This is a genomic window from Calothrix sp. UHCC 0171 (genome assembly GCF_034931845.1).
GTDB lineage: Bacteria > Cyanobacteriota > Cyanobacteriia > Cyanobacteriales > Nostocaceae > Brunnivagina.
This window is the reverse complement of record NZ_JAYGHN010000070.1, coordinates 1-14,023: the sequence shown is the minus strand read 5'-3', so window position 1 is coordinate 14,023 and position 14,023 is coordinate 1. Positions and strand designations below refer to the sequence as shown.

The window sequence follows — 14,023 nt, the reverse complement described above, 5'->3', positions numbered from 1 at the left end:
CGCCGCGATCGCATTTATTGTCCAATTTTTCTTAACATTAATCGCCTTTGGTTCGGGGGCACCAGGTGGATTATTTGCACCCAGTCTGATTTTAGGTTCTTGTTTGGGACATATTATTGGGGCATTTCAGGAATATCTGTTACATGCAGGTTCCCCGACTACTTATGCCTTGGCGGGAATGGGAGCATTTTTTAGTGGTGTTTCTAAAGTCCCAATTACAGCAATTGTCATTGTCTTTGAAATGACAACCGATTTTAATTTAGTCCTACCATTAATGATTGGTTCGGTGACATCGTATCTCGTCGCCGACAAATTAGTACCCGGTTCACTTTATGACAAACTTCTGAAGTTAAAGGGTATTAACATTGAATATAAAACTTCCACAGAAGGCATCCTCACAAAATTAACCGCCAGGGAAGTGATGCAAAGTCGAGTCGAAAGTTTAGATGCAGAGATGTCAGTTGAAGAAGCAATGCAGGCTTTTTCGCGATCGCATCACCGTGGTTTTCCCGTAGTTGATGACAGTAGATTAGTGGGAATTGTCACACAAACAGATTTGCTCAAGGCTGGTGATAGTCCCAATCAAGAGCTTGATAAATCCATAATCATCAAGCAAATGGTATTGCGGCAAATTATGACACCGGAACCAGTCACGGTGACACCCTACCACAATTTGAGTAATGTTCTATATTTGCTAGATAGATATAAAATCAGCCGCTTACCTGTTGTCGAAGGTAAAAGATTAATTGGCATAATTACCCGTGCTGATATTATCCGTACAGAAGCAGATCATCTCAACTGCGAAAACCCGGAAAAACCCCCCACAGAGCCTTCATACGTTGTTTATCAAACCCGTTCCCCCAGCATTGGTAGAGGGAGATTATTATTACCAATTGCCAATCCTGACACCGCCGCTACTTTAATTAAAATGGCAGTTGCGATCGCCAGGGAACGGCATTATGAAATCGAGTGTGTGCAAATAATCCTCGTACCTCGCTACAGTTCCCCCGCCGAAACCCAAGTTCGCACCACTCAAAGCCGACGATTATTGCGGCAAACAGAAGTCTTAGGGAAAAAATGGCAAATCCCCATCCACACCCAAATTCGAGTCGCCCACGATGTCGCCCAAGCCATCTTAGAAACAATTAGCGATCGGCATATAGATATTCTGCTGATGGGATGGAAAGGTAGTACAGATACCCCCGGTCGTATATTTGGTAACGTTGTCGATACTGTGGTTCGCCAAGCGACCTGTGAGGTAATGCTAGTAAAACTCGGCACTCAGCACAGTCGGCAAGAAGGTGAAGCACCTGCAACACCCACTAGCCAACACCCAGCAGTGAGTACCGAAGACTCAGGAATACAATTCAACAACTGGTTAATTCCCATGGCTGGGGGACCAAATGCTTGGCTAGCGATAAAATTATTACCAGCATTAGTTACTTTAGGCAATGAGCCGAAAATTCGTCTTACTAGAGTTTTTCACCCCAGCGAAGTCAAGCCCGACATGAAGGTATTAGAAGACGCAATCCGACAAATTATTCGTCGCCGCCAGCTTTACACTACGGTGATTGCTGAAGCAGTCAAAGCCGAATCAGTTAGCGAAGGGGTAATAAATCTAGTGAGCAAGGGACATTATGATGTAGTCGTTCTTGGAGCCTCTCGTGAAGGAATGTTACAACAAGCAATCAAAGGTAATATTCCCGAAGCGATCGCATCTGGAGTGGAAAGTACGGTAATTTTGGTAAGAGGTGCAATTAATGCAGAATAGAAAATTAATATAGCCCTCTGCAAGTACCTGAAAAAATGAAGCGTCGTCAATTTATTACCATTGCTGGAATCACAACTTTAGCTACTCAGTTTTCATTCTCAACAGTTCAAGCGGAAATTAACCCACAAATAATCATTAAACCACCTCGTTTGCAAATTGGTGATACCGTGGGATTGGTTGCACCAGCAGGTATTATTGAAGCAAAAGATATTGAAGATGCTACTAAAACTTTTGCGGCTTTAGGACTGAAAGTCAAGTTAGGCAAATATATCTTAGAAAGATATGGATATTTAGCGGGGACAGATATTCAACGTGCCCATGATATTAATCGCATGTTTGCAGATAAGTCAGTGAAAGCTATTATTGCTATGCGTGGTGGTTGGGGTTGCAATCGGATTTTATCTTTACTTAACTATATAGACATTCGCAAACATCCCAAAATTATCCTGGGATATAGCGATATTACATCATTACTATTAGCAATAAATGCTCGCAGTCGGATTGTGACATTTCACGGTGCAGTGGCAACATCAACTTGGAATGAATTTACTTTAAGCTATCTGAAGCCGATTCTTTTTGATGCTGGAAGTGTAACCATGCAAAATCTCAATCATATAGAGGCAGCCAGAGTCGAAGTCATCAATCCGGGAAAAGCCAAGGGTAAACTTGTTGGTGGTAATTTGTCAGTATTATCTTCGATGTTGGGTTCTCCATATTTACCTGGATGGAATCGGCGTATTTTTTTTGCGGAAGATATCGGTGAAGATGTGTATCGTATAGATAGAATGCTCGCTCAATTAAAAAATGCTGGGATTCTCAATCAAATTTCTGGATTTATTTTTGGACAATGTACTAATTGCAAACCAGGTGATGAACCGACATTTAAGTTAAACCAAGTCTTAAAAGAATATATTCAACCGTTAAAAATTCCCGCTTTTTACGGTTCAATGATTGGTCATGTTAAAGATAAATTTACTTTGCCTTTAGGGGTAGATGTGGAGATAGATGCAGTTTCCGGAACAATCAAAATGCTAGAACCAGCAGTTAGTTAGTCATCCATAATTATTTTTCGCAGAGATAAATTCTAGCTCCTCAGTTAGAAGCTATATGACGATAAATCAGTATTAATATTGATTTCTGTTTTGGTAATTACTGAGTATTGCAAATTTCTTTTAGGCATATGCAAGATTATCCCTTTGATATTAAGAAAATACAGCTTGAGCAACCAGCCCTAGTCACCTCTAATATTGTTAGTTATTTAGTGAATAGTAATGCCCCAATTAGTGTCGAAACTATTTACAAAGAAAATACTAATGCTCAAACAGGCGATGATACAAGTCAACCCCAAAAAACTGATGAGACAATTAAAGAAATTGCTAATTTTTTGCTAGCACATCAAGAGAAAGCAGAAATTATTATTCATATTCATGGATATAACACTGGGGAAAAAGACTTTGAAGACTGGACAAAAAATATTTATCAATACATTCTTAATGATAAATTCATTAGTCAAAAAACTCTTGTTTTTATTGGATATCGTTGGCCTTCAGAATCAATTGCTTTAAAAGCTGATGAAGATTCAGAGTCTTTTCTAAACAATGTTGCTAAAGCAATTCAAAGTTTACCAATTTTCTTTAGAACAGTTTTGGATTCTTCCCTGCGAGGGATTATTGTTTCGTTTACTTTACTACTAATTTTTTTAATCCCTTTTACAGGTACAGCTTTATTATTAAATAATCCCAGTTTTTTAGCCAGTTTATTAGTATTTGTGACAGCATTTTTTACCTTTTTATTTGGTTTTGTATTCTCCGCAATTTTGCTGAGGTCTACGATTTACTTCCGAGATTCTTATCGGGCTGTAAATTATGGAGTTCCAGATTTAGTAGAACTAATTAGACAAATTGATAATGCGATCGTCGAAGAATCTGATAAGTCTGAAAGAGTAACGATAGCACAGAAACAAGAAAAGTTATCACAGACTTTTGCTAATAGTAATTCCGGGATAAAACTATCTTTTATGTGTCATAGTATGGGTGCATTTGTGACAACAAATGTAATTCGTATCCTTTCCGATGTATTTGATGAAAAATCTATCCAAACTCAGCATAGTCCTGAAAATCAACCATCTCTAGAACTTGGAAATGCTTTTTCTTTAGGTCGTTTAGTCCTCGCTTCACCTGATATCCCCATTGAAACTATTATGCCTGAAAGGTCGAATGTTTTACGTTCTTCCATTCGACGATTTGAAGAGTCTTATTTATTTAGCAATCAGGGAGACTTTATGCTGCGAGTGGCTTCAACAGCCGCTAATTATTTAAGTTTTCCAGCGAATACTTATGACAGAGGCTTTAGATTGGGTAATGTTGTGGTTCGTGATTATGATGAAAGTTATGATAGTTATAGCTTAAATGCAAAACTATTGAAGCAAGATATTGAGGTTCCTAAATTAAATTTTGGGATTGCCAATCAAAATCCGAGGGATGGTAGTATTAATCAGAATCCGAATAGTGCGATGAAATGTATTTGTATAGTTTCTGATAATAGATACAAGCCATTAGATGAGCTATATTCCAAAAATACTCCTGTGACTCAAAAACTTGCAGTCGCAGGATTATTTACATACTTTGATTGTACTAATTATAAAGATGTCACCAATAATAATGATCAGGTAGAACCAATTTTAACGAGAGCTTTAGACAAAGAGGTATTAAGTTTTTGGGATAACTTATTTTTGATATTTGATAATTTATTCTTAGGAAGAAATGTGCATGGAGGTTATTTTGATGGGAAATTGAGTCAAAAAATATTATATAGATTAGCTTTTTTGGGATTTAAAGACATGTTATTCTCCTTAGAAGATGAAACTGACTGTCAAGAACTGGTTGATAAGCTGGAAAGTCAAATTAGTCCCAAATTAATCCAGGAATCTTTACAAAGTCAAACAGTTGAACCTGATGCCGAGAAGTTAACGAAGTTGCTAAGTGTGCTTTCCCAGAAATGTAATAATGTTGGAATTAAGGCTTTTTTAGCACCCGAAAGATATCAAGTAGATATCCTAGGAAAACCACGCGATCGCAAAGACTACTAATTCTGTTATTTTATAATCATCTAGAAATGTGAAATCGTCATAAATATGCGGGAAGAGCAAAGCACTTCCCGTTTCTACAAATTACTAGCGGTTTCTGAAGTCGTTCAAAGTCTGTAAATATGCATTGGGGATACCAATATCGAAGCAGGTTCCGGCAACTAAATAACCTGCCATTTTTTCGCGCTGACGTAATACATCCAAGCAAGTTGTTAACTGAAACTCTCCCTTCAGTCGTACATTCTGATTAATATCAGCTTCCAAACAATCAAAAATTGCTGGTGTCAGTGCATATAAACCAAAAATACTTAAAAACTCATCGTCACCTAAACCTTCTACATGTAAATTCTCCCGTGCATAATCGAGGGAAGGTTTTTCTGCAACTTGATTAATGGAAAGAATTGAATTTTGCTTTTGCCAATTACCTGTAACGCAACCCACTTGATGCAATATTTCCGAATTAACTATATTTAATCCAATCACACTATGATTAACTTGTTGGTAAATTTCTAACAATTGACGGGCGCAAGATTGTTGGATTTTGGAAGAGTAAATATGGTCGCCTAACATTAATAAGAATGGCTCATTATCCACCCATTTTTTGGCACAATGCACAGCATGACCGTATCCTTCTTGTTGAGTTTGCGTTATCACAGTAATTCTATCACCAATATCCACTAAATATTTGCTAAACTTTTGATTTTCTGGCGATAATTTCTCAAATAGTTCGGCACTTGGTGGACGCTTAAATAGCTTTTTAAAAATAGCTTTATCATCAGGTTGGACGACAATCGCGATTTCTTCAATTCCAGCACTAATAGCCTCTTCAATAATTAATAAAATAACAGGTTTTGCTCTCCCATCTTTATCAATTACTGGAAAAAGTTCCTTCTTGACAACCTTTGTACTCGGAAACAAACGGGTTCCAAAACCTGCGGCGGGAATTACGGCTTTTTTAATCTTACTCACTGGTATTTTTGCTAGCCTTATTACTAGTATAAATTATAAGTTTCAAACATTGCATCTGTGGAAAATCGCGCTCAATTATTTCTATAACTTGCTGCTGACTTTCCTCATTTTTCACTATAAACTGTGCTGTGCCATCACCCTGAGAACCAACTCCTTTTCCACCCCAAATATAATCCTGAATTGGTTCATAATCTAGTATTTTGTGTAGCACAGGGGCGGTTAATTCGGAAGCACAAACAGGGATTAAATAGCGGTCAAATTCAGCTTGTACCTGTCGCATTAATTGACCAATTTCCTTAGCATCTCCTGCTTGCAAAGCATTAATTGCAGCTTCGGTAAATTCATAGCTAATTTTACCCAGAAATTTCTGCACATTGGCTTGAATTTCATCTTCAGCAACAGGATAGCACCGATTAAGTTGGCTCAATATTTTTTGAGTATTTTTACTTGCACCCAAATCAACAATGACAAAATAGAGATTTTTCGGTACATGCAATTCCATGATATCAGTGCGATCGCCATCAAATATCATGGCAATGGGACGATTTCCATAGGCACAACCTTGATCCATACGTCCACATTGGGAAGGTGTGGTAATCTCTCCTAAATAGGCAAACTCCATTTCACCGCGTAACGTCAACTTCAAGTCATAAACTTGATTAAACGCCCTGGCAACTAACACACAAATAGCCGCACTCGACGATAAACCCTTTTGAATCGGTAAATCTGTCCAATAATTGTCGATTTCCAATCCTCCAACTTGGAAATATGTGAGAAATTGGTAAGCCACACCCGCAGCATAACTAAAAAAACTATCTTTTTTAGCTTCCACTAACAAAGTCTGTTTTTCCATCGGTAATGTACAAATTTTCTCGCTACCATCATCCAAAGTTGTACGCAAAATTAATTGCTGGGGATGCGGTTTCACTGATGCATAAATTCCTTGATTAGTCCCTGATAATAATGTGTAGCCTACTCCCAAATCTGGATTTTGGCGACGATAACATCCTGCCCAATCACTATGTTCTCCAAATAGACACAATCTTCCGGGTACAAAAATTTTCATAAATTAGCGATTAGCAATTCCTAGACTAATAAGATATATTCCACCCGCGCTGGAAATTTACTATGACAATTAGCTTTTAAATAATAAGCACTAAGAAACCATTTACAAAGTCAATATTTAAGTATAGTCGCGTAGGGAGAAACCCGGTTTCTCATCAAAAAGTCAGATGATGCTCGATACTTAAATCCAAGAAACCGGGTTTCTTTAGTCTTAAGATTTACTTTATAAATAGCCTCTATTAACCATTAATATTAACCATTCAATATGTAAACCTACAAATTTAAACGTTCATTTGCCCTAGATAGTACCCTGAGTCCGCGATTGTTTAACCTGCTAGATAGCGCATTTCCCGAACTAGAACTCAATGCATTGGCAGAACAAGCTCGAAAACTCGGTGGAGTCTGGGAAAATGTCTCCATACCCTTCGCACGCACCGACGACAACGGAACCTTAATCACCCACATTGGTGTCTTAGAAATTCCCATGCGGATTATGGGGGAAGATGTCATTGTTGGCGGAATACATGCTGTGTGTACCCATCCTGAATACCGTAGACGCGGATATTTTCGTGAAGTGATGAAGGAAGTTTTAGATTACTGCGACAAACGCTATGACACTTTACTACTAACAACAGATCAAGCAGGACTTTATCAACCTTTTGGCTTCCGTGTCATCCCCGAACATAGCTTTAAAGCTAAGTATAACTCCCTTGGCGGTGTAAATGGAATGCGATCGCTCAATATCACAAATAGCGATGATGTGAAGCTAATTCATCGACTCCTAGAAACACGCACGGCTGTATCCAATATTGTCGGGGTGTTTAATCACAAGGCTTTATTCCTTGTCAACGAATGCACTAGAACTTGATATTACTTTCCCAACCTTGATACTTTAGCTTGCTTGGAAATTCAAGATCAGCAACTGAAACTATTTGACTTGGTTACACCCAACCTAAATTTTACCCTACAAGCACTTCTAGAACAAATACCTGAAGCGATCGCAGAAATATTGATCTACTTTAGCCCGGATTGTCTCCAATTTGCGATGCAAGCAGTAGCAGAAACCTTTGAAGGTGATTCATTACTGATGGTTCGGGGTACATTCGCGGCAGAACATCAGCAATTTACGCTACCACGTTCAGCACGTTGCTAAATATCAACTGCACGATCAATACAATACCTTGAAGCTATCTCCGAAAACATCAGCTTTGTTATTTGTCTTACCTTACCATATTCGGGATTGTTCATTTTGGACTGTGAGTTTTTGACTAGTGTCAGTTAATAAAGTGTCACTCACCAGATTCCGCAAATAATTACACAAGCGATATTCTGTATTTGTGCAAGGAGTGATACCACTTCACCATAATGTTTGCCACAGGTTATATTCGCACTACCCCTCAACTATAGAGGTAGTGCGAACCTCAAATGTTGCAGCAAACAAGTGGGTTGGTATAAAGTTATACGGGGAAGCGCTGGGAGTAGCAAAATCTCAGTCGCTTTTTTTGTAAGTAAGTGCAAGAAGATATAACAATGTTTATACCAAGTGATACTCAAGGGTATAGTTTTTAGCTCAATTTTAAAATTGGCATTCATCCAAGCCAGAGTATTTTTTTTCACACTTAGTTTGCTGAGATTTTCCATATCAGTTTTAGCGCGATCGCGGAGTAAGTGTCACCGTATAATCTTTAAAAAAATTGTGATTATAATCACTGCACATAGGTTTTCTTTGTCGTATTTTGCTGATTTTCTACTGCCAGCCAGTTACTAGCGATGGGCATTCGCCAGCCTGTCCCAAAAGCGCGATCGGTAATTTTCAATCCTGGCGGGGCTTGTCGCCGTTTAAACTCAGCACGATTGACCAGTTGAATGACTCTAGCCACTACTGTAGCCTCATGTCCGGCGGCAACGATTTGGGCAGCAGATTGATGATTGTGTATTAATCTTTGCAGGATATCATCGAGAATATCGTAGGGTGGTAGGGAATCTTGGTCAACTTGTCCGGGTTTTAATTCTGCGCTGGGGGCTTTGGTAATAATATTTTGGGGAATTGGGTTGATTATTTTCTCTGCGTCTCCAAGTTCTGAGTCCCCTTGAGTCCCCCGATTATTCAGCCAGTTACAGAGGGAATAAACACGGGTTTTGGGTACATCCGCAATAACTGCCAGTCCTCCGTTCATATCACCGTACAGGGTACAGTAACCGACAGCCATTTCCGATTTGTTGCCCGTGGAGAGCAGCAAATAGCCGAATTTATTGGCTACTGCCATCAATAAATTACCGCGAATGCGTGATTGAATATTTTCTTCAGCGAGTCCAAACTCCGTACCTGCAAACATCTCCGCCAGGGAATTATCGAAGGATTTCATGAGTTCGCCAATGGGGATTGTTTGGGTTTTGATGCCAAGATTCTGGCTGAGGGCGATCGCATCACTGATAGAATGGTCGGAACTGTAGGGAGATGGCATGAGGATACCCAGGACATTTTCTTTGCCCAGGGCAGCAGTAGCAATCGTCGCCACTAAGGCGGAGTCGATGCCACCACTTAAACCGAGGACTGCTTTGGAGAAACGACATTTTTGGGCATAGTCACGCACACCTAAGACTAATGCTTGCCAGATTTCTGCATCTTCGTTGGCGGGAGCCGGAATCATGGAACTTGGTTGTAAGTCACGTTTTTCGGAGTCAAATTCTAAAAAGGCTAAATCGACATCAAAACCACGGGCGCGACAAACTAGCTCGCCTTTGCGGTTGAGGGCGAAACTGTTACCATCAAAGACTAAATCATCATTGCCGCCAACTTGGTTGGTGTAAATCATTGGTTGTTGGAAGCGGATGACGCTGTGTTTGAGCATTCTTTCGCGAAAATTTGGTTTGCCGACACTATAGGGTGACGCAGATAAATTGATAATTAAATCAACACCAATAATTGCTAAATCTGCAATTGGGTTAATGGCATAACTGCGTTTACCCCAAAAATCTTCATCATTCCAGAGGTCTTCACAAATTGTTACACCAATATCAATATCATCAAGGGTGAAGTAGTTAGCTTCCAAACCTGGTTCAAAGTAACGACGTTCATCGAAGACATCGTAGCTTGGCAAAAGACGTTTATGAAAGATTTGTTTGACTTTACCGTTTTCGAGTAAAGCCATACTGTTGTAGAGACTTTTGCCACCATTGCTAGGGGCTTCCAAATGTTCTTCGACTGTACCGACTAATACGGCTAAATTACTTGGTAAATCGCTTGCTAATTGTTGTAATGTTGTTCCCATTGCGGCAACAAAACTAGGATTTAATAATAAATCCCTGGGTGGATATCCACATAATGATAGTTCTGGAGTTAATAACAATCTTGTCTTTGCGGTTGCAGCTTTTTGGGCAGCCGCGAGGATTTTTTGAGCATTACCAGATAAATCCCCAATAATAGGGTTTAGTTGTGCGATCGCAATTTTCATGATTTTCGGTTAATGGTTTGTGGTTCTGAGTTAGTCTATCCTTAGAGAAATGAGGAATGATAATTTTCCTGTCAATATTTAATTTCTTTGCTAATAAAATAATTAAGCAAAATTCCGATACATATTTTCTATCACATCAGAATTTAAATCTTCTATTTTTATCTAGATATGGCATTTTTTAAGACTTGAATTGATGTGATTTTAGCACCTAGTTCCAACCCCATTCCTACCAGGAAAAGGGCTAGAAACCCAGTTACTAGAAACATAAAATTCAGCTTTTTATCTTATACCGATTCAAAAAATGTTGGCAATACATCCAGAATATGAGACGCGATATAGCCTCTTACCCTTCGGGAACCCTAAGAGCTAACAGAGGAACTGAGTCGCAAAGTGACACGCTAACACCTATCTACAAAATTCATCTGTCGCATACTTTTTTCAAATTGGTATTACTTCCTGTGCATCACTGATGATTAAAAACTCTCCACATCTGTTTTCTCGTAGTGATTATCCACTTTAAATTCCCAATAGCTAAACCTAAATAAAAACTAAAGGTTTATCCTTAAAAGGTGCAAAAGCTTCCGCATCAAACCTATATAAACTTGCCGGACGACCTGCACCACGTGATACCTTAATTCCGGTATCGCACAAAAATCCTAATTTGAGTAGTCGGGCGCGAAAATTGGAATAATCGGAAAAATTGTCACCTAAAACTGTCGTATATAACTGATATAAATCATTTAAAGTAAACATATCAGGTAATACTTCAAAAGCCACAGGACTGTATTCCAATTTATTACGTAAACGCCGATGTCCGTATGCCAAAATTTCATTGTGATCGAATGCTAATTGTGGCACTTGCTTGACAGGATACCAGGCAATTCCTGTAACTCCATCAGCAATCAATTCAGCTTCCTCAAATCTCACTAACGCAAAATAACTTACCGATAAATAACGCACTCCATAACAATCAATTGATTCACGAGGGTCACGTTTTGGTCCTCCAAAAGTATACAATTGCTCCAAATAAAGATTTTTGACACGAATTTTCTCCGACATAATTCGATATGCCGCGTCTTCCAAAGATTCACCTTGTCGGACTAAAGTACCAGGTAGACTCCAAGAATTAGGAAATGGTTCTTGCTGCCGCATCACTAATAAAACCATGAGCCGATTTTGGGCAGTATCTACAGAAAAAATGACATTATCAACTCCCACCTTAAAATCAGCTAAAGGTTGTTGATTTAATGAACGTGCAGGCTTGTTTGAATTGCGTCCTGGCATTTGTACAAATGCTGTTGATTAATATAGTCAATTACAAGTGGAGTGAGGGCATTAGAATCACCTTGTTCCCGGTAGGATGTGGAGGATACATCTAAACCAGTTAAAGATGCGATCGCAATTTTTGCTCCTAGTTGTTGCACTCCTCGCAAACTAGTTTCATCTATTGCATATCCTGGGCGTGGTATTACCAAAAGTTGAACTTGTCGCAACAAATCTTCAATTCGATACCACCGTGGCAACTGCATTAGCAAGTCGGAACCAACGACTACAGTATATTCAGCATTTCCCCATCGTTGCTTGCCTTTTTCAAGTGTTTCCAGAGTTCGCAAGCTGCTTAAGTCTTGCTCTAAAAATACATTACGACGGGAGGATTCCATGCCATCTATTAAGAGTCGCAGCATTCGCACGCGATGTTCCAATGAAGCTTTATGGGATTTAAATGGGTTTTCTGCTGCCCATACCGCCACTAAGTCAAAACGGTATGATAACCATCTTAATATTTTTTCATGTCCGGCAGTTGGTGGATCGGCGCTAGTTCCAAATAAAGCAATTCGCATGATTTTATTTAAGAGGAAAAAAGAAATTATTGGTCATCTTTAATCTTGACTTTTTATTTCCTATTAACTATTCCTTTATTTATCGTTTTCTGAGTTAAGTCTGCTAGCTGATTCGAGATATTCACGGGCAGATTTATCGGGTCTTGAATTCTGCGTACTTCTTCCGGTAGACTTGCTACTGTTGTGAATGTTCGCTTTTGAATTGTTTCTATATTTTCTGGCGATCGCAATAGCTTTCCTTGTTCCATAAATATCTCTAATAAAGGCTGCTCATTGGCTGTCTTTTCATCCATTAATCCCAATCTATCTGCTGTCACTTTACCATCTACCACAGTCCTAAATATCTGCTTGCGCCCGGGATGCGTAACTTTTCCACTCGATTGTTTCATCACGGGAATATCATCAATCTCGACTAGTTTATAAACTCCATTCACAGGCGAACCTGTCACCAATTTTGTCCCTAATCCATAGCCATTGATTTCCGCACCCGCCGCCTTTAATCTCGCTATTTCCCATTCATCTAAATCGCCGCTAGCAAAAATAGGCACATTAGGAAGATGCGATCGCACTTGCTTTGATAGCTCAACTAAATCGCCTGAATCTAACCTCACTCCAGCTAATTCAAGCTCTCCACTATTCACTTTCAACCCTAGTCTTTCCGCCGCCGCAACTGTATCAAAAGTATCAATTAGTAAGGGAGAACCGGGAAAATACTGATGAAATGCTGCAAAAGCTTGGTCTTCGCTTCCTTCCATTGCCGCCAGTGCCATCACCAAAGCATGTGCCATCGTTCCACTCGGTTTCACTCCCAGTTGCAATGCCGCTAATACATTCGATGTGGCATTAAAACCCGCAGCTAAAGCAGCCCTGGCAGCCCATACCGCACCCTGGGGGCTAAACGCCCGTCGTGTCCCAAATTCCAGTAGTGTCGCCGACTCTCCGGCAACATCGCGCATTCTGGCTGCTCTCGTGGCAATCAAAGTTTGGTAATTAATCACATTTAGTAAATAAGTTTCTACTAACTGCGCTTGCCACAGTGGTGCTTCGATTCGCAAAAATGGCTCGTTGGCAAATACTGCTGTTCCTTCCGCCACAGCCCAGACATCACCCGTAAATTTGACTTCTAACAACAACTGCCAAAATCTTTCCGGTGCATGGGCAAAAATTCCCGTTTGCTGTAATGCTTGGACTTGTGCAGGTGTAAATCGCAGTTTCTCCAAATATTCCAACGCCTGCGCCAAACCCATCGCAATTAAATAACCAAAACCTTCTGGCAAGCGTCGCGTAAATAGCTCAAAACTGGCGCGTCGTTGTTCGATTCCTTCTCCTACATAACATGCAGCCATTGTCAATTGATAAAGGTCTGTCAGCAAAGATAAGTCATCTGCTGCCTGCACCAGTAATGATGGCTGAATATTTATCTCTAAGTGATTTGCCTCTAAATAGCCCAAGCCCGAAAAAGTGGTCATTGGCAACCGCCCCTGGAGAATGCTTATAATATTTATGGTAAGTTTCACCATAATAACTGTCAAGAGTTTGCTAAAGAAACTTGTAAATAGGGCTTTAGCGGCTTTAGAGAGTGGTAGTAATATTGTATTGATTTAGAAATTGATATTTTTTAATGGTATTTTCTTGACTAATTACTCCGAGGCTATTTATCAAGCAATAGGCTTCAGTTAACGGTAATGATTCTTGGAACTAAGGCTGAAAGACAGTTTTCACCTTTAGTTGAGAATAGAGTTAATAATTGACAAATTCACCCGCCAATTTTAGGTTGCTAGGTAGTGTAAACTAAGTAGGTCGGTGTTAAAAATTGTCGTTATGGCAAGGTAGGAGG

Annotated in this window: 11 protein-coding genes; 5 read left to right on the top strand and 6 right to left on the bottom strand. The window is 39.5% G+C overall.

Annotated features, from left to right (window positions below):
* From VB733_RS26215 to VB733_RS26205, 3 genes are all read left to right on the top strand, one after another.
* Positions 1–1,771: CBS domain-containing protein (locus tag VB733_RS26215; RefSeq protein ID WP_323342986.1), on the top strand; the 1,771-nt coding region annotated here is incomplete at its 5' end.
* Between the two features lie 35 nt (positions 1,772–1,806).
* Positions 1,807–2,823 carry an LD-carboxypeptidase gene (locus tag VB733_RS26210; protein WP_323342985.1) on the top strand — a complete coding sequence of 339 codons (1,017 nt, stop codon included), beginning with the start codon at positions 1,807–1,809 and terminating at the stop codon, positions 2,821–2,823.
* A 128-nt stretch (positions 2,824–2,951) separates the two neighbouring features.
* Complete coding sequence (locus VB733_RS26205) at positions 2,952–4,859, top strand: alpha/beta hydrolase (protein WP_323342984.1); 1,908 nt, start codon at positions 2,952–2,954, stop codon at positions 4,857–4,859.
* 84 nt (positions 4,860–4,943) lie between these two features.
* Here VB733_RS26205 and VB733_RS26200 read toward each other — a convergent pair whose 3' ends face one another.
* A complete protein-coding gene (locus VB733_RS26200; RefSeq protein WP_323342987.1) occupies positions 4,944–5,831 on the bottom strand; it encodes a UTP--glucose-1-phosphate uridylyltransferase in 888 nt (295 codons plus the stop codon).
* Positions 5,818–6,891: a GHMP kinase gene (locus tag VB733_RS26195; protein WP_323342983.1), complete on the bottom strand. Its 1,074-nt coding sequence runs from the start codon at positions 6,889–6,891 to the stop codon at positions 5,818–5,820. Before VB733_RS26195 ends, VB733_RS26200 begins: the two co-directional genes overlap by 14 nt.
* Before the next feature lie 321 nt (positions 6,892–7,212).
* Here VB733_RS26195 and VB733_RS26190 point away from each other — a divergent pair, with 321 nt between their 5' ends.
* Positions 7,213–7,758 (top strand): GNAT family N-acetyltransferase, encoded by a 546-nt coding sequence (locus tag VB733_RS26190; protein ID WP_323342982.1) that lies wholly within the window; start codon positions 7,213–7,215, stop codon positions 7,756–7,758.
* A 33-nt stretch (positions 7,759–7,791) separates the two neighbouring features.
* A complete protein-coding gene (locus VB733_RS26185; RefSeq protein ID WP_323342981.1) occupies positions 7,792–8,043 on the top strand; it encodes a hypothetical protein in 252 nt (83 codons plus the stop codon).
* A 553-nt stretch (positions 8,044–8,596) separates the two neighbouring features.
* Here the strand turns inward: VB733_RS26185 and VB733_RS26180 are convergent.
* The 4 genes from VB733_RS26180 to VB733_RS26165 form a co-directional block, all read right to left on the bottom strand.
* Positions 8,597–10,345: an NAD+ synthase gene (locus VB733_RS26180; RefSeq protein ID WP_323342980.1), complete on the bottom strand. Its 1,749-nt coding sequence runs from the start codon at positions 10,343–10,345 to the stop codon at positions 8,597–8,599.
* A 537-nt stretch (positions 10,346–10,882) separates the two neighbouring features.
* Complete coding sequence (locus VB733_RS26175) at positions 10,883–11,629, bottom strand: NUDIX hydrolase (protein WP_323342979.1); 747 nt, start codon at positions 11,627–11,629, stop codon at positions 10,883–10,885.
* Positions 11,590–12,186, bottom strand: coding sequence for a nicotinate-nucleotide adenylyltransferase (locus VB733_RS26170; RefSeq protein WP_323342978.1), 597 nt, complete (start codon positions 12,184–12,186; stop codon positions 11,590–11,592). The genes VB733_RS26175 and VB733_RS26170 overlap by 40 nt, the downstream gene beginning before the upstream one ends.
* 53 nt (positions 12,187–12,239) lie before the next feature.
* A complete protein-coding gene (locus VB733_RS26165; RefSeq protein WP_323342977.1) occupies positions 12,240–13,655 on the bottom strand; it encodes a nicotinate phosphoribosyltransferase in 1,416 nt (471 codons plus the stop codon).
* Between the last annotated feature and the right edge of the window lie 368 nt (positions 13,656–14,023).

What these genes read in the sequence shown, in the direction of transcription:
- VB733_RS26210 (WP_323342985.1), top strand. Translation starts at nt 1,807, where the DNA reads ATGAAGCGTCGTCAATTTATTACCATTGCTGGAATCACAACTTTAGCT.
- VB733_RS26205 (WP_323342984.1), top strand. Translation starts at nt 2,952, where the DNA reads ATGCAAGATTATCCCTTTGATATTAAGAAAATACAGCTTGAGCAACCA.
- VB733_RS26195 (WP_323342983.1), bottom strand. Translation starts at nt 6,891, where the DNA reads ATGAAAATTTTTGTACCCGGAAGATTGTGTCTATTTGGAGAACATAGT.
- VB733_RS26180 (WP_323342980.1), bottom strand. Translation starts at nt 10,345, where the DNA reads ATGAAAATTGCGATCGCACAACTAAACCCTATTATTGGGGATTTATCT.
- VB733_RS26175 (WP_323342979.1), bottom strand. Translation starts at nt 11,629, where the DNA reads ATGCCAGGACGCAATTCAAACAAGCCTGCACGTTCATTAAATCAACAA.
- VB733_RS26170 (WP_323342978.1), bottom strand. Translation starts at nt 12,186, where the DNA reads ATGCGAATTGCTTTATTTGGAACTAGCGCCGATCCACCAACTGCCGGA.
- VB733_RS26165 (WP_323342977.1), bottom strand. Translation starts at nt 13,655, where the DNA reads ATGACCACTTTTTCGGGCTTGGGCTATTTAGAGGCAAATCACTTAGAG.